The organism is Microbacterium arabinogalactanolyticum, assembly GCF_030268005.1.
Classification (GTDB): domain Bacteria; phylum Actinomycetota; class Actinomycetes; order Actinomycetales; family Microbacteriaceae; genus Microbacterium; species Microbacterium arabinogalactanolyticum.
In genome coordinates this window covers 1,115,247-1,132,236 of record NZ_BRZC01000004.1, presented here as the reverse complement: position 1 = coordinate 1,132,236, position 16,990 = coordinate 1,115,247, and the positions used below count along the sequence as shown (strand labels likewise).

Genomic DNA, 16,990 nt, shown 5'->3' with positions numbered 1-16,990 from the left:
TCGTGTGCTGCTGGATGCCCCGCCCGCCGGTATGCGGTTGGGGAATCTGCTGTATCTGTGGCTGCAGGCGCACCTTCGGCGTTCAGGCGGGTCGGACGTCGTGGTGCGCGAGTCGCAGGGAATGGCGGACTGGTGGGCGACGTTCCCCGCGCTGCGCCCGCTGACCGCGCAGGCGCAAGAGGTGCGGTTCTCGGATCGGCGGGAGTGGGACGGCGACTGGCTTTACCAGCGGTTCGGCGTCGACTATTCGCGGGATCAGCTGCACGCGTTCATACGTGATGTGTTCGCAGATCGGGTCGGCTCCGTTCGCGAGGAGCGGCTCGTGGTGAATGTGCGTCGCGGGGACTTCTACGGCACCGAATTCGAGCCGAAGCACGGGTTCGACATCGAGTGTTACCTCGAGGAGGCGCTTCAGCGCATCCCACCGGCGACAGGGGCGCTGATCGTCTCGGACGATGCCGCTTGGTGCCGAGAGCATCTGGACCGGATGGTTCGTCACTCCGTCGGCGAGGTCGAATACGCCACCCCGGATGCTCTTCAGAACCTTCTCGTGCTCGCGCGCGCCCGGACGCTGATCGGCGCGAATTCGACCTTTTCCTACTGGGGCGCGTACATCGCCGATGCGCTGCACGACGACGTGTGCATCGTGATGCCCCGCTTCCATGCACGCATGGCGCAGCAGAGCGACGCGTTCCAGCTGGATCCGGGCTGGACGGCGCTGGACGGCTTCCATTGAACAGAACCGACGTGGCGGATCAGCCGCGCCGGAGAAGACGCAGAAGGCGGGTCTGGAACGTCTTGCGCAGGGCGTGCACGGCGACTCGCGGGCTCGTCCGCAGCGCGAAGCCGAAGTGGTGGAGGCGATCGACGCCGTGCGCGCTGCGCGCGGCGTCGATCGCTTGGTAGGAGTACAGCTCCCGGGCGCGCGCACGGCCTGCAGCGACCGCCCGCAGTACGTCGGCGTCGCCGCGGCGCGTGGCACGCTCGCCGTGCCGGCGCAGCAGATCGAACGCGGTGTCGGCGATGGAGCGATAGTCGGAAGAGGCATTGGCCTCGTGCAGTTCGTAGCGGACGAGCGAGTCGGGGATGACGGCGGGGCGAGCGCCGTCCATGACCAGGCGCAGGAAGAGGTCGCCGTCCTCGGCGTGGGTGAGCAGCGGGTTGTGGCCGCCGATCGCGAGGTAGTCGCTGCGGCGGATCATCACCGTGCTGGGCAGGATGGTGGTGCCTCGCAGCATGGCCGGGTAGTCGAGCTCTCCCATGCCGCTGGGCGTGATCGAGTCGCCGCGCACCCAGTCGAATCCCGTGCACCAGAACGCGGCATCCGGGAACTCCGTGACCTGTCTCAGCTGGCGTTCGAGCTTGGTCGGATACCAGATGTCGTCGTGGTCGAGGAATGCGATCAGCTCGGCTCTGGCCAGTGAGACGCCGACATTGCGCGCGACCGACACACCGCGATTCCGCTGGGCATGGAAGCGGATACGGGGGTCGAGATGCGCGATCTCGGGCTGCGGGACGCGTGAGCCGTCGTCGATGACGATGATCTCGTAGTCGTCGACGGTCTGCGCGAGCACGGACCGAACGGCCCGGGCCAGGAAGTCGCCGGAGTCGTAGGAGGTGATGATCACGGACACCGCGGGCGCGGTATTCGGCTCAGCATCTGCATCGTGCATCACGTGACCTCCTCCGCGACCGGTCGCCGGCGCGCGTCGAGAGCGGGAGCGCGGCCGTCTCGCGCGGAGGCGCGCTCAACCACAGAACCCATGCGGACGTCCCCTCGACCCAGTGAGTTCATGCTAGCGGGCGGCGGAGGGCGCGGGAAGACGGGAGAACTTCATCACTCGGATACCCGATTCCCGCGACCCGCGTAATGAATCACGCCCCGTCGGGTCTCTTCCATGGGTGCTGCGCGCTCGTAGCTCGGGGGAGCATCGAGCCCACTCCCGTCCCAGGGGAGACCCCGCGGCCAGTTGGGGGACTCCGCCGCGGGGAGCACCCGACGGGGCGCCGATCCCTCAATCGGCGCCCCGTCTCTCCTGGTCAGACGGTTCCGATCTCCCCGCGCCGCAGTTCGCGCAAGAGCTCCATGGAGGGGCGCTGCGATCCCGGAAGAGATGAGATGGGCCGGACCGCCGCGATGCCCGCCACGGTAGGGCGGAGCACGGAGCGCTCGCGACGCACGAAGCCGCGCTGGATGAGCCAGTTCAGACGTCGTTCGCAGCGGGCGCTGCGGAAGAGGCCGAAGATCGGCACCGCGGTGAGCAGGGTCTGCTCGGTGGTGGTCGTGGCAAGGCGCAGCTCGCGCTCCACGAGCACGTTCAGCACATCCCACATCGGGCTGGGCAGACTCATGCCCAGAGCCGCCCCGCGGCGCAGCTCGCGCTCAATGCTGGCGTCGAAGCTCGCGCGGTGGCCGGCGATGGACGCGCGAGTCTGGGCGTGCGAGAGCGCCTCACTGCGCTCGCCGAGGATGGTCATGCCTTAAGAGAGTGCGCTGACAGCGTTTCATCACGCGCTGCCCATCGCGAGTTGGGCTCGATTCGCGACAGGATCGGGCGACCTTTGCGACCGTGCGTCACGGAACGGCGGTGTCGGCGTCTCATGAGGTGAGTGTCCACGGCCGACAGTTGGGGGACTGCGAATCGCTCCCTCCCAGCGGGAGCGGGCGGAGCTGCTGTGGGGAGCGCTCTGCGCTGCGGGCACCATCTGCGGGGCATCAGGTCACACCCCCTGGGATCTGGTGCCCCGCTTTTCCGCTTCGCGGGAGCTGCCGGTCCTCAGTGCGCCCCGGAGGGCTTGACCACGGCGGCCGCCGTACGCGCGACGACGACGATATCGGTGGTGATCGACCAGTTCTCGACGTAGTAGAGGTCGAGTCGGATCGCATCGTCCCAGGAGAGGTCCGAGCGTCCGCTGACCTGCCAGAGGCCGGTGATGCCGGGTTTCATGAACAGTCGGCGGTGCGCGTCCTCGTCGTAGAGAGCCACCTCGGCCTCACGCTGCGGGCGTGGCCCGACGAGGCTCATGGTGCCGATCAGGGCGTTCGCGAATTGCGGCAGTTCGTCGAGCGAGTACCGGCGGATGAACCGTCCGACGGGCGTGATGCGCGGGTCGTCGTTGACCTTGAACAGCGGCTTGTCGGAGGTGCCCTGCTGATCGAGCAGCGACTTCAGTTGGTCGTCGGCGCCGACGACCATGGAACGGAACTTGAACATCTTGAACGGTTTGCCATGGAGGCCGATCCGCTCCTGCGCGTAGAAGATCGGGCCCTTGCTGGTGAACTTCACGGCAAGGGCGACGGCGATCATCACAGGAGAGAACAGGACGAGCAGCCCGAGAGAGCCGACGATGTCGAAGGTGCGCTTGGCGATGCGCTGGCGGCCCTCAAAGCGCGGGTACTCCACATGGATCAGCGGGAGGCCGGCGACCGGTCGGGTGTGGATGCGAGGACCGGCGATGTCGGTGAGTGCCGGAGCGACGATCAGGCCGATGCGCTTCTGATCGAGCGCCCAGCCGAACTTGCGGGTGCGCTTGGGAGTGATCGCATCGGATGTGGAGAGGATCACTGAGTCGACGTTGTGAGAGTCGATGATGTCGAGAACCTCATCGAAGTCGCCGAGCACGGGCACGTCCCTCAGAAGCGGCTCCTGGGTGCCGTGAGTGGTCACGGCGCCGATGATGCGTATGCCGGACTGCGGCTCTCTGACGATCTTGTCGGCGATGTGAGTCGCCTTCTCGCGGTCGCCGATCACGATCGCGCGCTGAAGGAAGTGACCGGCATTCCGCTGATGACGCAGCCAGTTTCGCCACAGCCATCGAGTGAGTATCAGCAGTAGCAAGCCTGACGGCAGCGCGATCAGCAGGTAGAACCGGCCGAACTGGATTTGAAAAAGAAGTGCCAGGATCGCGATCCCGCCGAAGACTCTCATGGTCGCGTCGACGATGCGTCGATACTCGGTCGAGCCGCCGTCGAGCACGGACGGCTCGCGCGTGCCGAACATTTGGAGCGCGACCAGCCATCCGAGTACGAACAGAAGTGAGGTGACGACGTAGCCGATCTCGACATCGAAGGTGCGATCGCCGATCGTCAGCGGTTCGTTGTTGAAGCCGAACCGCAGAAGGTGCGCTCCGAACACTGCAAGAATCACAACCGCGGTGTCGGTCATCGCAAGGCGGGTGCTGTACCGGCGCTGCTGTCGCTCCACGCGTGTCGTCGCGGATGCCGCGTGTGACATGACGCTCATACTGTGTGCTCACTCATCTTCAGCCGTCCCCAAGGCACAACGCGTTTCCCTCGCGCGTCGGTGGTTCGAAGCGGCGACCCCCTCGGTCGGCCTCGCGATGACGCCGCGCAACGGGTGCGCTCAGCATCGCGCTCATTCTCGCACGTGAGTCGGCGGCATGCATATCTCCTCAACAGCATGCTCTGCAGCCGCACACCTCAGAAACTCGATCAAGATGAGGTTGGCCCAACTGAGAGTCAGGGAAACAACCGCGGGGAGTCTTACTGCTTCGAGCAATCGGATGGTTCCCGTGCCGGCGGTGTTGGCAGTGTGCTCCGGCTCGCCGAACGAGACCCGAACGTGGGACTGCACGGCCAGGTTGTAAACGTCATCGGGCGCGCCGTCTTGACCAGTGATGCTCGCGATGAGAGCGCGTTCCACTGATAGCTCCTCTACAGGATGATCGTTGTCCGGATGGGGGATCAGTCAAGGTCGCTGAGGGTGCTGAGTTCCTCCGCGCAGTGCGATGGGCGAGCAATCGAGCGACTGGTTTTGCGTCTGAGCGTGACAAGATCGCGCCACGAGACGTTTGAATGAGGTGAACGTCGGTACGATCTGATCGATTGCTATGAACCAGGAAGCGGCGAGACAAGAACAGACCGACGGAGCTTCGCGTCCGCGATTCGGCGTGATGATCTCGACTCTGGGTATGCGCCCGGAACTTCGCGAGCTCCTTCAGAGCCTCGCTACACAGACCGAACCCCCTTACGCGGTTGGAATCGCAGACCAGGGGACTTCTACCCTTGTCGCCGATGTTGTTAGGGAGTTCGAGTCCCGGTTGCCTATCCACCTGACCAGGACGGAAAGTCGTGGGCTCTCCGCCGGGCGTAACGATGCGATCAATGCATCTCCGTCAGATATCACCCACTACTTGTTCCCGAATGACACCTCGACCTACCCAGAGCGACTTCTTGAGCGGCTCGGTGAATACTTGGGGGGTGCTGATGTCGGCGCGATGAGCTACGTGGATGGTCTCGGTGTCAGGAATGCAGCACCGGCTGTTCGCCCACCCGAGCTGACACTGGCCGAGGTGTTTTCGATCATCGAGGCTGGCATGACTGTCTCGGCGCGGCGGCTACTTGAAGTCGGAGGTTTCGACGAGATGATCGGCACAGGCTCATCGGGCAAGCGGCAGAGCGGCGAAGGCACGGATCTGCTTCTGCGAATGATGCAACGAGGCCCACTGAGTGTCCGGTGGCTTCCAGAACTCCGAGTCATGGGAGTGACCCAAGGGTACGGGCTGTCTCCAGGCGCAGAGGCAAGCAAAGCCCGAGGCTATGGATACGGGTACGGCTACTTACTGCAACACTGGCGCTTCCCAGTGGGGCGTCGCATACGCGCCATCATCGGACCGATCATCCTGTCGCTGCGGCGTCAACTGAGGTGGCGAGTCGGGGTCCAGTCGGCACTGGGTAGGCTGGATGGACTGATCGCTGCGATGCGAGAAACAACACGAAGGCCGGATGCTCAGGGGAGAGATCGCTGACTGATCGTCTTCGAATCACTGGGGGATGGGCGGAGGCTGAACGATGGCAGATTGGAAATTTCTTCGGTATCGCCTACTGAAGATGCTCAAGGGGGATGAGTTTGCGTCGCGAGACGCAGGGGTCACGATCGGCGTCGGCTGTCGGATATATTCGAATCTCGCGGCGAGCGAACCGTGGCTGGTGAGCGTGGGCGATCGAACAACTGTCAGCGTTGGAGTGACTGTACTCACACACGATGGAACGGGCTGGTTGTACTCGGACGATCGAGGCCGACGTTATCGATACGCGCCGGTGGCAATTGGCGACGACTGCTTCATTGGCGCGCGAGCCATACTCATGCCGGGCGTCCGCATCGGAAGCGGAAGCATCGTCGGCGCGGGTTCGGTCGTCACCAAGTCCGTTCCTCCTGGATCCGTAGTGGCAGGCAACCCAGCCCGAATCGTTGCTTCACGGGATGATCTGATGGGCCGAGTAGCGGAGTGGCCGACGGAGGCGGACAAGCGTGGTTCCACCTACCACGAGAAGGTCGATTCTGTCCGCGAAACACAATTCCGTCCTGAAATGAGGCGCGGTTGATCCGTCGGGTGACACTGGTGACGCCGAACTTTTCATCCAATTCCCTCGGGCGTACCCACGTTCTATGGCGTCTCGCGCGGCTCAGCGGGATGGAAGTCGTCGTAGCGTCAGCAGGAGGAGGAGAGATCTGGGCTCCCCTAGCTGAGGAGGAGCTGGTTGCGGACTGCGTTGGAGTTGGGGAAGCAGGCGGTGCTGCCTTGCTTGAGAAGACGATCGCTGGTTCCGACCTGGTGATCGCAGTCAAGCCGGTGCCTGCCTCCATGGGAATTGTGGAGCCCCTGGCGCGTCGACTTCACAAGCCACTCATCGTAGACATCGATGATCCGGATCTCCCTCCGCTGCCATTCATCCGTCTCGCAGCCCGCCAGATCCTCAAACCCCGCAAGTACTGGGCAGATACGAAGATTCGACTCGCTGTCGATCGATATCCGCATATCGTGAGCAATCCTGTCCTCCAGAACTGGCACGGCGGCATGATCATTCCACACGCGCGCTCTGAAGAGATTCAGGGTGAAGCGCATACCCGGACCGCTCCCGTCATCGCGTTCGTGGGGACTAACCATCCGCACAAGGGTCTGCCCGAAGTTCGTGAGGCGGTTCGAGCGACTCAGAACCTGGGTACGCGGCTCGTCGTCACCGATACTGCGCCTGACGATGCTCGGGTCTGGGAGGAATGGCGTGGCCGGACAACGTTCGAAGAGGGACGGAGCATTGTTAACCGTAGCGATGTCGTCTTGTTGCCGAGCCATCCCGATCCCTGGTCGGAAGGGCAGTTGCCCGCCAAGTTGATCGACGCAATGATGGCTGGTCGTGCGATTGCGGTGACGGACGTGGGCCCGATGCGTTGGGCACTCGGCGACGGTGGGCTGATCGTCCCTCCGCGGGATATCGAAGCACTGGTAAATGTGATCAAGCAGTTCGCATCGCCGGAGCAGCGTGTTCATTTCGGCGCACGTGCTCGCGCCCGCGCTGTTTCGGAGTTTGGGGAGGCGGTCAACGCGAAGAGGTTTGTTCAGATCTGCGAGGACGCAGTGCAGCGCTCCGCACGTGCACGGGAGGGAAGTCGATGAAGTGGCTGATTCCACTATCAGAGTTGGCGGGCGTCACAGAACTCACCGGAGGAGTAGGGCGCAGGTACGCAGCAGTTCTGGCGGAACTGTCGGCCCTCGGAGTCGAACCGATCGTTGCCCTCTACCCCGACACGAGGCTGGTCGAGAACCCGGAGCTTCCCCCCGGAATTCAGTTGGATGTCGACCGTAGGTGGTCCTGGCTACCTTCTTTTGTTCGACCAGTTCTTCGTGCCGTCATGTTTCGGCGTCGGGCCGCCAAGATCAACCCTGACCTCATCTTCGCGCCCGAGTGGCTGGGAGCCGCGGCGTTCGCGCCATCGCGAATTCCGCTCGTGACAAATCTGGTGACCGGGATCGAACTCATGACAGAGGTCGAAGACTCTGCGGGTGTCGCGGGTTCGTGGCGACGGAGTCTTCAAACGCGCATACAGGGTGCGCTCGAGCGGCGGCAAGTCCGGTGCTCGTCAAGAACCATTGGTTGTTCGGTGGCCATCACCAACTGGTACAAGGCAAGATTCAAGATGCCGGACGATGCGCAAGTCGTACGCAACTGTATCGATGTTGAGCGCGTCAGGGCGGGGGCTTCGACTGCTCCATTGCCGGATGGATGGCCAGCACAAGGCACGGTACTCATGCATGCTGGCAGGGTGGAAGCGAGGAAAGGGGCACATATATCAGCACTCGCCTTCAACCTCATAGCGCGGAAACATCCTGGCTTACAGCTCGTGTTCGCCGGTGCGAGAGGTCATACCCTCCCAGAATGGGGCACGGACGGGGTCCTGTCCCTGATCGATTCTGACCTTCGAGATCGAGTCGTCTTCCTTGGAAATGTTCGTGGCGACGCCCTGTATCGAGCCATGGCTCAGGCTGAAGTCTGTATGGTCCCTTCGCTCTGGGAAGCGTTCGGGAATATCGCCCTCGAAGTCAAGGCGAGCCGCACGCCGCTGGTTGTCACAAGTGGAAGCGGCTTTGACGACTTCTGCCAAGACGGCGTGGACGCCAGGGTCGTACCGCCAGCGGACGAGCGCGCATTGGCGCACGTAGTCTCAGAGATGCTCGAAGACCCGGAGCAAATGAGGGCCTTAACTCAAAGAGCGGCAATTCAGGTCGATGATTTCAGCGCCGTGTCCGTCGCGCAGGACCTCCAGCGCGCGGTGGAGGCTTCGCCCCATGTTGATGGGCAATATCTAGAATGACCAGCTCCCGAAAGGTCCGCGGATGGCGGATGGTAGGCTACCTGGCTTTGCCGTTCACAGGGCTACTTAGCCCCCTTATCGCTCTGCCCGCGGTAACTTTCAAATATGGTGCGGCCGCATGGGCCGCAATAGCAATTGGTCAGTCCATCGGGATGGCGGCAAGTGCGATTGGAGAATTGGGATGGGGGCTGAACGGACCTCAACGCGTGGCGCGGGCTGCCGCCGGCAACTCGTATCAGATACTTGTTCTGTCCATTCAATCAAAACTGGTCGTCTTCGCGCCGTTGGCCGTGATTGTTGCAGTCAGCGCATATACTCTCTCGCCGGAATACCGCAGTGAGTCCGCCGTCATCGCCATCGCATCTCTGGCCGCCGGTCTCAACGCTGTATGGTTCTATCTGGGAAAATCGCGGCCGTGGGTCGCGATCGTTACCGACGGTCTTCCCCGCATGATCGGCGTACTCGTCGCGGCTGGATTGCTCCTGGTGGGGGCTCCGTTGATGGTGTACGCACTTGTCGGCCTTCTCCTGCCTTGCGTGGTCGGTCCAGTGTTAGGCCTGCTGGTCGCGCGCACGGGATTGACACGTCCTCGGGTTCAGCATCGGCCGCGCCAGGTCATCAGCGCGATATTCGCGCAGTCGAGTGCCTTTACTGCAAGGCTCGTGAGTGCGCTCTACATCGCGCTCCCGGTGACATTGGTGAGCATCGTGAGCCCGGCGAGCGTTGCAGTATTTGCGGCAGGTGAGCGGCTGATGAGGCTCGGATTGGGCGCAATGGCATCGGTTCCAAACGGAATGCAGGGGTGGGTCGGTTCGGAGCCGGACCGAATGCGACGTTGGAGTCGAGTGCGAAGCGCGATATTTTTGAATGTCCTACTTGGAATGGTGGCTGCAGCGTGCTTCGGGTTTCTTGCGCCGGTCGCATCCAGTCTGATGTTTTCCGGTTCCGCGACCATCCCGAGCGAGCTTGCCTGGGTACTTGCGCTTGTCATCGTCATCGTAAGCACTTCTCGAGCGACCGGGAATCTTGCTCTGGTTGCCCTGTCTCGAGTGCGCATCATCATGTGGAGCGCGATTGCGGGCGCGATAGTGGGCGTTCCGTCGATCCTGGTCTTCTCCCACCTGCTCGGACCGATTGGGGGAGCAATTGGTGAGCTTTCCGCCGAACTTGTGGTGCTGACAGTTCAGATCGTCGGCGTTGTATCTACTCGTAGGAGGCAAATGTTGCTTCATGGACGGTTGGGCTCTGCATGACTCCTTTGGCGGTCTTGATCTTTGGAGTAGTGCTGTTGCTGGCTGTGCGGGCACTTTTCTCCCGTGCGGATCGCGTCCGTGAGACGTCACTGACGGTGGCGGTCGTAGCGATTGTGTTGATCCCCACTTTTGGTGTTCGCGCAGAACTCGTCATTACCATCAATGCGTTGCTTACGCTCGTGCTTCTGATCTCGCTTGCACGAGGAACCTCTGCGCCGGGAGTAAAGGTTTCACTCCCGGCATTCGCGGTCATCTTCGCAGTCTATCTCGCGATTTCTGAATCGCTGGGCTCGGGTATTGGACACATCATCAGTGAATGGGTCCGCCTCGCGTTCTTCCTGACGCTCGCAATGGCTGCATTCGCTGACCATTCGGCGGGTCGGAGCACGGTCTTCAAGTCCCTCGTATGGTTGCTTCCGATCGAGTTGATCATCACGGTGGCGGAACAGCGCTTCTCATGGGCCAACGCATGGCCGCGTGGAGACGTCGGATTCGATGATATCCATCGGCGTGTGAACGAGCTTGTGCCTCAATTGGCTGGCCGTTCGCTAGGGACTATGGGGCATCCCATCCTGCTGGGCACATTCGCAGTTATTGCCTTCATCGGGTGCATGATTCTCTATCGAAACACGAAGCAGAAGAGGTATCTTCTACTTCTGCTCTGCGTACCTCCGATCGTCGCATTATCGGGGACGAGAAGCGCAGCCGTCGCGTTGATTCTTGTGGCCGCGGCAATGTTTGCATTTATGCCGGGAAGGGCGCTGCTGCTTCGCATTGTCGTGGCTCTGGGAGTCGGGGTCGCCGTCACCACTGTCGATGTCCTCGAACTGCTAGGATTCGGCGGCGTCCAGCAGACGTCGTCCTATTTGCATAGGAGCGGTGTTATTGGTTCGGTTCCACGACTGCTGGACCGTGATCCGATGTCAGTAATGTTCGGCTCGGGCGTCGCGTCGGGTGGTGAACTCTTCAATTCGGGTACCATGCAAGGATATCCTGGCTACTACTTCTTCGACAATGAATATGTTCGTATCCTTGCGTTCGCGGGAGTGATTGGCATCGTCTTGCTTGCGATCGCCCTGGTCAATGGGTTTGTTCGAGTCGACGCTGGGGGGAAGCTCGTCCTGCTCGCAATGTGCGTGTTCATGGCGAGTTATGACGTGATGACCTGGGACTTCAGTTACGCGATGGTTCTGGTTGCTATGACAGCCAAATGGGGGGGATCAATTGCGGTCGTAACGATTGCTCCGGATCATCTCGTCGAGGAGCGAGGAGACGCCGCCCGCTGAGCGCTCCCAGCTTTGACGTTCGATGTTCGAATGTCCCGCGGCGCGGAGCCGTTGGCGCGCATCGGCATCAGCGTCGAGTGTCAGGAGCGCGTCGGACATGGACTTCGTGTCACCTGGATCGAAGAACAGCGCGGACTCCCCGAGCGCCTCTCGCAGGGGCGGGATGTCAGCAGCCGCGACCGGTGCTCCCGCAGATTGCGCCTCAAGAGGCGGCACGCCGAATCCCTCGTACAAGGAGGGGAAGATGAACCCGCGGGCGCCTGCATAGAGTTCCTGCAACCGCTGATCGTCTACGCGACCGAGGAGCTCCACGCCGGGGGTCGGACGAGGAGAACCATCCGATCGCGCCATCGACGCCGGGCGTGCACTTCCGACGAGTCGCAGTGCCGTCGTGCTTCCCGACTCCGCCCGATATCGCTCGAAGGCATCCACCAGCCGATCGATGTTCTTGTGCGGGAGGAACGAGGCGACGGCCAGGAAGTACGCGGGTCCGCTTTCCAGATGCGGGCGGCGGAACCCGGATCCAGCGGCATTCGGAACGACTCTGATCTTCTCCAAGTCGATGCCGTACACGTCCACGATCTCCCGGCGGGAGAACTCGCTCACCGTGATGACCTGGCGAGCGTGGTGAAGCGTCAACGACGAAAGCATCCGATACGCGATGCGGAATCGCTTCGTGTACGTCTGCGGGAACCGGACATATGTCACGTCGTGATGCGTGACGACCTGGTTCCGGTACAGCACGGGGCCGGTGTTCATCAACGACAGGAGCAGTGGCGAACCGTGCTCGCGGCGAAGCAGGCGTGGCAGGTCCCATTGCTCCCACCTGTGACCGCTCGCTGTTCCGACCTGCTCGACCTCGCGTCCGCCGAGAGCCGTGTGACGGAGAGCGCCCGGCGGTGCGAACAGTCGCACATCGTCTCGAGTCCTCGCGAGCTCCGCCGTGATCTCCTCAGCGAAGCGTTGGACACCTGTGAGGTCCTGAGTGAGGAACCGGCAGTTGACGGCGATCATGAGACGAACCGGTCGATGTGCTCGCGGAACGCAGGTTCGTCGAATCGTGCGGTCGCATCCCGCGCCTCGAATGCCGGCAGGGAGGCCGCTCGTCGCACGGCATCCGCAAGGTCCGCGGCATCCGTCGATGCGGCTGCGACCCCGCTCACACCGTCCACGAACGTCTCCACCTGCCCACCCACCGGACCGGTCACCACCGGTGTGCCCGCGGCCTGCGCCTCGACAGGGACGATGCCGAAATCCTCCACCGGAGGGAAGACGAACACGCTGGCGAGCTGCATGAGCGCGTAGAGCAGCGCATCCGAGGGAGAGACGACGATCCGCACGGGCACCTTCGCGGTCGCGGCGATCGCGCGCAGGCGCTGTTCCTCCGGGCCGCGACCTGCGATCACGACGGGCAGACCGGTCCGCTCACCGGCGGCGATCACCAGGTCCAGTCGCTTATAGGGGATGAACCGGGAGGCGCCGAGAATGAACGGGGTCGGCAGCTGCTCGAGCAGGCGCAGCTCATCGGCATCCGTCACCTGGGTGCGCCAGTCGTTCTGCGAGAGGATGCGCTCGACCGCGACAGGAGGATGGATCACGATAGCCTCACGCCCCCACGCCTGGGCGATCCGGTCTCGCACGAATGCACTGTTCGCCGCGATGGCGGTGGCCTCCTGCGCGCGCCGGCGATCGATGCGCTGGAACAGCGGTGACACGGCCTTCACGGCCAGGCTGTTGCCGCGCTCATCGAGCTCGGGATTCCAGATGTACCTCGCCGGCGTGTGGGCGTAGACGTATTTCGGCACGTCACGGCCCGCGAGCGTCGCGTGGTGGGCGAACAGGTGCGAACTCACCAGCATCCACTCGTAATCGCGCGATGCCGGCAGCCCTCGCCAGGCGCCGATGGTGAACGGCAGCGCCAGCGCCTTGTGCCGACGCAGCGGTGTGCGCGCCAGCCACGTCTCGCGAACAGTGCGATCGGCGAAACGGTGCGGAGCGTCGTCCCACAGGCACTGGATGTCGGCGTCGGGAAAGGCCCGCGCCATGGCCTCGAGCACGTTCTCCGCTCCGCCCGAGGACTCGATCCACTCGTGGACGAGCAGGCCTGTCACTAGGGTCGTCCCATCCCGAAGTACGACCAGCCGGCGGCACGCCATGCAGCGGCATCCAGACCGTTACGACCGTCGACCACCACGCGTCCGTCGGTCAGTGACCCGGCGTGCTCGGGTGACAGCTCACGACGGTACTCGTCCCATTCGGTCACCATCACCACGGCCGCGGCGCCGCGGATCGTCTCATCGCGGTCCGCCTCGAACGTCAGCTGCGGGTGCAGTCGGCGCGCGTTCTCGATCGCCTGCGGATCGGTCACGACGACATCCGCACCCAGACCGTTGAGCCGGACGGCCACGTCGAGGGCGGGGGAGTCGCGCACGTCATCGCTGTGCGGCTTGAACGCGGCACCCAGCACGGCCACCTTCTTGCCGTACACGCTGCCGCCGAGTCCGTCGACGACGAGCTGGACCGCTCGATCACGGCGGCGCAGATTGATCGCATCGACCTCGCGCAGGAAGTTCACCGACTCGCCCCGCCCGAGCTCCTCGGCCCGCGCGGCGAACGCACGGATGTCCTTCGGCAGGCATCCGCCGCCGAATCCGATGCCTGCGCCGAGGAACTTGCGACCGATCCGCGCGTCGTGGCCGATCGCGTCGGCGAGCTGCGTGACGTCCGCCCCGGTCGCCTCGGCGATCTCGGCCATGGCGTTGATGAACGAGATCTTGGTGGCGAGGAACGCGTTCGCCGAGACCTTCACCAGCTCTGCGGTGGCGTAGTCGGTGACGATGAACGGGGTGCCCTTCGTGACGGCCGGGTGGTAGACCTCGCGCAGCACCTCTGCTGCGCGCTGTCCCTCCTCACCGGAGGGAACGCCGGCGACCAGGCGGTCGGGGTCGATGGTGTCCTGCACCGCCCACCCCTCCCGCAGGAACTCCGGATTCCACACGAGCACGGCGCCGGAGGCGGCGATGCGCGGCGCCAGCTCGGCCGCTGTGCCGACGGGCACCGTCGACTTGCCGGCGACGATGTCGCCCGCGGACAGGTGGGGGAGCAGATCGTCGATCGCGGTGTTCACGTACGTGAGGTCGGCGGCGTGGCCGCCGGCCTGCTGGGGGGTGCCGACTCCGACGAAATGGACCTTCGCGCCCGCGGCGGCGGAGGCGTCCGTCGTGAAGGACAGGCGGCCGGACGCGATGCCCTCGGAGAGGAGCTGCTGCAGACCGGGCTCGAAGAACGGCGCCTCGCCCTTGGCGAGCGACTCGATCTTGCGGGGATCGACGTCGACACCGACCACCTCATGGCCGATGGATGCCATCGCAGCCGCGTGCACCGCACCGAGATAGCCGCAGCCGAACACAGAAAGACGCATGTACTTTTCCTCCCCAGAAAGCAACGCCTCCATCATCCCCTATCGGAGGGGCCGGCGTTGTCGCGTGGGAAAGCGAAAGGCGCGCCCCGGAACGGGACGCGCCTTCCGACGGTGAGACGGGTTAGAGGATGCCGGCCCCGACCGGAACCGAGATCGTCGAGTCCGCGGTGTAAGTCGAGCCGTCAGAGAACTTGACGGACAGGTTCACCGGGAAGGTGGCGAGCGCGCTGACGCTGACGCCGGTGTTCGTTCCGGCGAGGCCGAACTCCACCGGCACCGCCAGAGCGCCGTTGCTGGCGATGCTCACGGGACGAGTGCCCGTCCAGGTGGTCAGCGGGAAGCCAACGTTCCCGACAACAGGGAGAGTGTTGTAGGTGGCAGTGCGCTCGCCCGGCGCAGTTGCGATGCCGTCCACCGAGTAGACGCCGAAACCGCGAGCCGAACCCAGCGTGAGGTTGATGCCCGCCGGACGGTTGACCGTGATCGTGACCGTGGCGTTGTCGGTGATCGCGCCCGCGCCGTTCGTGATCGTGTACTGAGTGGGGACCGTGACCAGTGCCGTGGCGGTGATGACGCTCGCGCTGTCGAGAACGCGAAGTGCGAGAAGCGACGTGCTGCTGTCGGTCCACGCGAGCGAAGCGTTCGCGGTCGAAGCAGCAGCCAGCGGGGTGGCGGCGGCGACGGCGACGACGGGAAGCGACCAGGCGGCACCCTTGACGAGGGTACGACGCGAGACGTTGGTGTTTTCGATGGTCATGTTTCTCCTGGAATTCGTACGCAAGGCGCTGTGAAGAAGAGCAGTGCCGCCCGGGGGAGCGGCGAGATGTCAACTCGCCGTGCCACTCGGGGGAGCGGCCGATGCCAGATGACAGTTCTGACAATGGCGGAGATGTCGCATAGTGAACCTGGCCGTGTCGCTGACTGATCGAAGAGCGACGGAAAACGATCGCCGAGGCGCTTCGAGAGGCTCGGACACCCGAACCGCAAGGTGGGGGATACTTGCCTGATGGGGACGGGGACCGTGAGGTCGCGGTTGGGTGAGTTCTGGGCGGATGCCTGGCGCTGGTGCCTTTTCGCGCTCGGAGTCGTGTTCGCCGTCTACCTGCTGCTCGACCGCGGTATCCCGAACGGCGCTGTCGCAGCATCCGTCGTCGCCGCGCTCACGGTGGGCGTCGTGCTCACGGCATCCGAGCCCCTCGCCATCGCCCTGATGGCGACGCCCGCACTGCTCGTCACCGAGCGCCTCGGACTTGGCGGCGCGGACCTCACCGTCTCCGACGCGGCGCTCGCCGCGGCTCTCGGCGCCGCCGTGCTGCTCGGAAAGCACACCTACAGCCCGCCGATGCGCGTGATGCTCTGGGCGAACCTCGGCTACCAATTCGCCTCCCTGCTCACGGTGATCGTCAACCCCTATGTGCAGAACACCGTCGAGTGGGTGCACGCCTGGCTGCTGGTCTCGGGCGCGCTGATCGTGGGATGGGTGATCGGTCGGGCCGGCCGCGCGCGCCTGGCTTTCATCCTCATCCTGGGCGCGACCGGTGTGATCGCGGCGGGCACCTTCGGTACCGCGATCGGACACGCCCTGCACGGGGAGTTCGGCGCCGTCTACCCCATCTGGCCGTGGCCGATGCACAAGAACTTCGCCGGCGGCATGCTCGGCTTCGCCGCCTTCATCGCCTACGTGAACCCCGACTGGGCCCGCATCGACCGCCGTTGGGCCCGCGGAGCGTTCGTCGTCTTCCTGCTCGCTCTGCTGCTGACGCAGTCCAGGCAGGCCGGTATCGGACTGGCTCTCGCGCTGCTCGTGCACACGTTGCGACGAGGCGCCGCGAAGCACATCGTGCTCATCATCGTGCTCGCCGTCCCCGGCATCTTCCTGGTCGTGCAGAGCGTGTTCGAACAGATCGACTCGCAGAACCGGTTCAACTCCTTCTACCAGCGGGTCGACTGGCTGCGCGAGGTATACGCGTTCTGGAAGCACTCGCCCGTCTTCGGACACGGGCTGCGGTACTGGTACGTGCAGCCGGGGGCGAACTTCCAGCCCCCGCAGGCCGAGGTCGAGGTGCTCGCCTCGACAGGGATCGTCGGCCTGATCGGTTTCATCGCGATGTGGGCGGTGATGCTGATCGCGCTGTGGCGTGTGGCGCCGAGGTTCGGGATGCTGGCCTTCGGCCTCGTCTTCGCGCGCATCGCGCAGGCGCAGTTCGACCTCTTCTGGGTCGCCGCGCAGGTGTCGGTCCCGTTCTTCGTCGCGGGCATCTGCCTGGGCGCGCAGGCCCTCGCCCACGAGCACGACCCCACCCAGCCGTTCTGGGAGATACGGGAGAAGAAGAGCCGACGAGACCGCGATCTCGACCTGCCCGAGCGGGTGCTGGTCAGATCGGGCGTACGAAGGGCCCAGCACATATGATCGAGCGA

Annotated in this window: 15 protein-coding genes and 1 pseudogene; 8 read left to right on the top strand and 8 right to left on the bottom strand. The window is 64.0% G+C overall.

All coding sequences use genetic code 11. The features are described 5' to 3' along the window. Positions 1-4 precede the first annotated feature (4 nt). A complete protein-coding gene (locus MIAR_RS09830; RefSeq protein WP_285634854.1) occupies positions 5-736 on the top strand; it encodes an alpha-1,2-fucosyltransferase in 732 nt (243 codons plus the stop codon). Between the two features lie 19 nt (positions 737-755). On the opposite strand, the gene MIAR_RS09825 is transcribed toward MIAR_RS09830, so the two are convergent. From MIAR_RS09825 to MIAR_RS09810, 4 genes and pseudogenes are all read right to left on the bottom strand, one after another. Continuing rightward, positions 756-1,673: a glycosyltransferase family 2 protein gene (locus tag MIAR_RS09825; protein WP_285635743.1), complete on the bottom strand. Its 918-nt coding sequence runs from the start codon at positions 1,671-1,673 to the stop codon at positions 756-758. A 367-nt stretch (positions 1,674-2,040) separates the two neighbouring features. After that, positions 2,041-2,478: a hypothetical protein gene (locus MIAR_RS09820; protein WP_285634851.1), complete on the bottom strand. Its 438-nt coding sequence runs from the start codon at positions 2,476-2,478 to the stop codon at positions 2,041-2,043. 299 nt (positions 2,479-2,777) lie between these two features. Then, positions 2,778-4,244 carry a sugar transferase gene (locus MIAR_RS09815; RefSeq protein ID WP_285634848.1) on the bottom strand — a complete coding sequence of 489 codons (1,467 nt, stop codon included), beginning with the start codon at positions 4,242-4,244 and terminating at the stop codon, positions 2,778-2,780. A gap of 246 nt (positions 4,245-4,490) precedes the next feature. Then, positions 4,491-4,664 (bottom strand): annotated as a pseudogene (locus tag MIAR_RS09810) (GDP-mannose 4,6-dehydratase); the annotation flags it as partial. Positions 4,665-4,851: 187 nt separating this feature from the next. On the opposite strand from MIAR_RS09810, the gene MIAR_RS09805 reads away from it, so the two are divergent. The 6 genes from MIAR_RS09805 (at position 4,852) to MIAR_RS09780 (ending at position 11,151) form a co-directional block, all read left to right on the top strand. Beyond that, entirely contained in the window at positions 4,852-5,769 is a 918-nt protein-coding gene (locus MIAR_RS09805) for a glycosyltransferase family 2 protein (protein ID WP_285634845.1), read from the top strand. A 43-nt stretch (positions 5,770-5,812) separates the two neighbouring features. Next, a complete protein-coding gene (locus MIAR_RS09800) occupies positions 5,813-6,346 on the top strand; it encodes an acyltransferase (protein ID WP_344288875.1) in 534 nt (177 codons plus the stop codon). 197 nt (positions 6,347-6,543) lie between these two features. Beyond that, the gene (locus MIAR_RS09795) at positions 6,544-7,416 is read left to right on the top strand and encodes a glycosyltransferase family 4 protein (RefSeq protein WP_285634843.1); all 873 of its coding nucleotides are present in this window, start codon (positions 6,544-6,546) and stop codon (positions 7,414-7,416) included. Then, complete coding sequence (locus MIAR_RS09790; RefSeq protein WP_285634841.1) at positions 7,413-8,612, top strand: glycosyltransferase family 4 protein; 1,200 nt, start codon at positions 7,413-7,415, stop codon at positions 8,610-8,612. Before MIAR_RS09795 ends, MIAR_RS09790 begins: the two co-directional genes overlap by 4 nt. Positions 8,613-8,641: 29 nt before the next feature. Continuing rightward, positions 8,642-9,865, top strand: coding sequence for a polysaccharide biosynthesis protein (locus tag MIAR_RS09785; protein WP_285634838.1), 1,224 nt, complete (start codon positions 8,642-8,644; stop codon positions 9,863-9,865). Further along, positions 9,862-11,151 (top strand): hypothetical protein, encoded by a 1,290-nt coding sequence (locus MIAR_RS09780; RefSeq protein WP_285634835.1) that lies wholly within the window; start codon positions 9,862-9,864, stop codon positions 11,149-11,151. The genes MIAR_RS09785 and MIAR_RS09780 overlap by 4 nt, the downstream gene beginning before the upstream one ends. On the opposite strand, the gene MIAR_RS09775 is transcribed toward MIAR_RS09780, so the two are convergent. The 4 genes from MIAR_RS09775 to MIAR_RS09760 all read right to left on the bottom strand — a co-directional run bounded on the left by MIAR_RS09775 (position 11,086) and on the right by MIAR_RS09760 (position 15,329). Further along, positions 11,086-12,165 carry a glycosyltransferase family 4 protein gene (locus MIAR_RS09775; RefSeq protein ID WP_285634832.1) on the bottom strand — a complete coding sequence of 360 codons (1,080 nt, stop codon included), beginning with the start codon at positions 12,163-12,165 and terminating at the stop codon, positions 11,086-11,088. The two genes, MIAR_RS09780 and MIAR_RS09775, sit on opposite strands and share 66 nt — an antisense overlap. Beyond that, complete coding sequence (locus MIAR_RS09770) at positions 12,162-13,262, bottom strand: glycosyltransferase (protein ID WP_285634829.1); 1,101 nt, start codon at positions 13,260-13,262, stop codon at positions 12,162-12,164. Before MIAR_RS09770 ends, MIAR_RS09775 begins: the two co-directional genes overlap by 4 nt. After that, positions 13,262-14,572 (bottom strand): UDP-glucose dehydrogenase family protein, encoded by a 1,311-nt coding sequence (locus MIAR_RS09765; RefSeq protein ID WP_285634826.1) that lies wholly within the window; start codon positions 14,570-14,572, stop codon positions 13,262-13,264. Before MIAR_RS09765 ends, MIAR_RS09770 begins: the two co-directional genes overlap by 1 nt. A gap of 121 nt (positions 14,573-14,693) precedes the next feature. Beyond that, positions 14,694-15,329 carry a hypothetical protein gene (locus MIAR_RS09760; RefSeq protein ID WP_285634823.1) on the bottom strand — a complete coding sequence of 212 codons (636 nt, stop codon included), beginning with the start codon at positions 15,327-15,329 and terminating at the stop codon, positions 14,694-14,696. 249 nt (positions 15,330-15,578) lie between these two features. Here MIAR_RS09760 and MIAR_RS09755 point away from each other — a divergent pair, with 249 nt between their 5' ends. After that, complete coding sequence (locus MIAR_RS09755) at positions 15,579-16,982, top strand: O-antigen ligase family protein (protein WP_285634821.1); 1,404 nt, start codon at positions 15,579-15,581, stop codon at positions 16,980-16,982. The last annotated feature ends 8 nt before the right edge of the window (positions 16,983-16,990 follow it).

Bases quoted from the DNA above. Each gene is read 5' to 3' on its own strand.
- MIAR_RS09825 (WP_285635743.1), bottom strand. From the start codon at position 1,673: ATGCACGATGCAGATGCTGAGCCGAATACCGCGCCCGCGGTGTCCGTG.
- MIAR_RS09820 (WP_285634851.1), bottom strand. From the start codon at position 2,478: ATGACCATCCTCGGCGAGCGCAGTGAGGCGCTCTCGCACGCCCAGACT.
- MIAR_RS09815 (WP_285634848.1), bottom strand. From the start codon at position 4,244: ATGAGCGTCATGTCACACGCGGCATCCGCGACGACACGCGTGGAGCGA.
- MIAR_RS09805 (WP_285634845.1), top strand. From the start codon at position 4,852: ATGAACCAGGAAGCGGCGAGACAAGAACAGACCGACGGAGCTTCGCGT.
- MIAR_RS09800 (WP_344288875.1), top strand. From the start codon at position 5,813: ATGGCAGATTGGAAATTTCTTCGGTATCGCCTACTGAAGATGCTCAAG.
- MIAR_RS09790 (WP_285634841.1), top strand. From the start codon at position 7,413: ATGAAGTGGCTGATTCCACTATCAGAGTTGGCGGGCGTCACAGAACTC.
- MIAR_RS09785 (WP_285634838.1), top strand. From the start codon at position 8,642: ATGGTAGGCTACCTGGCTTTGCCGTTCACAGGGCTACTTAGCCCCCTT.
- MIAR_RS09780 (WP_285634835.1), top strand. From the start codon at position 9,862: ATGACTCCTTTGGCGGTCTTGATCTTTGGAGTAGTGCTGTTGCTGGCT.
- MIAR_RS09775 (WP_285634832.1), bottom strand. From the start codon at position 12,165: ATGATCGCCGTCAACTGCCGGTTCCTCACTCAGGACCTCACAGGTGTC.
- MIAR_RS09765 (WP_285634826.1), bottom strand. From the start codon at position 14,572: ATGCGTCTTTCTGTGTTCGGCTGCGGCTATCTCGGTGCGGTGCACGCG.
- MIAR_RS09760 (WP_285634823.1), bottom strand. From the start codon at position 15,329: ATGACCATCGAAAACACCAACGTCTCGCGTCGTACCCTCGTCAAGGGT.
- MIAR_RS09755 (WP_285634821.1), top strand. From the start codon at position 15,579: ATGGGGACGGGGACCGTGAGGTCGCGGTTGGGTGAGTTCTGGGCGGAT.